Annotated in this window: 1 protein-coding gene; it reads right to left on the bottom strand. The window is 68.5% G+C overall.

Features of this window, described 5'->3' with window-relative positions; translation table 11 throughout:
* Nucleotides 1-384 (bottom strand): L-serine ammonia-lyase, iron-sulfur-dependent, subunit alpha (locus DM872_RS31035; RefSeq protein WP_179057556.1); only part of this gene is annotated, 384 nt, incomplete at both ends.

Below are 384 nucleotides of genomic sequence, written 5' to 3' on the forward strand. Positions count from 1 at the left end.
TGTGTTCCAGGCCGATCTCGGCGGCGTTCTCCAGCTGCGCCGGGGTCGCGCCCAGCACTTCCGCCAGGCCAGCGGCGGCCATCGCGCAGGCCGAGCCCACTTCGCCCTGGCAGCCGACTTCGGCACCGGAGATTGAGGCGTTCTTCTTGCACAGGATGCCGACGGCGGCGGCGCCGAGGAAGAAGTGCACCACGTCGTCGTCGGTGGCCTCGGGGTTGAAGCGCATGTAGTAGTGCAGTACCGCCGGGATGATGCCGGCCGCGCCGTTGGTGGGCGCGGTGACCATGCGCCCGCCCGCAGCGTTTTCCTCGTTCACCGCCAGGGCGTAGAGGTTGACCCATTCCATGGCGCTCATGGTGCTGCCGATGACGTTGGGCTTGCCCA

Origin of the sequence: Pseudomonas taiwanensis, from assembly GCF_013393345.1 — a bacterium.
GTDB lineage: Bacteria > Pseudomonadota > Gammaproteobacteria > Pseudomonadales > Pseudomonadaceae > Metapseudomonas > Metapseudomonas resinovorans_C.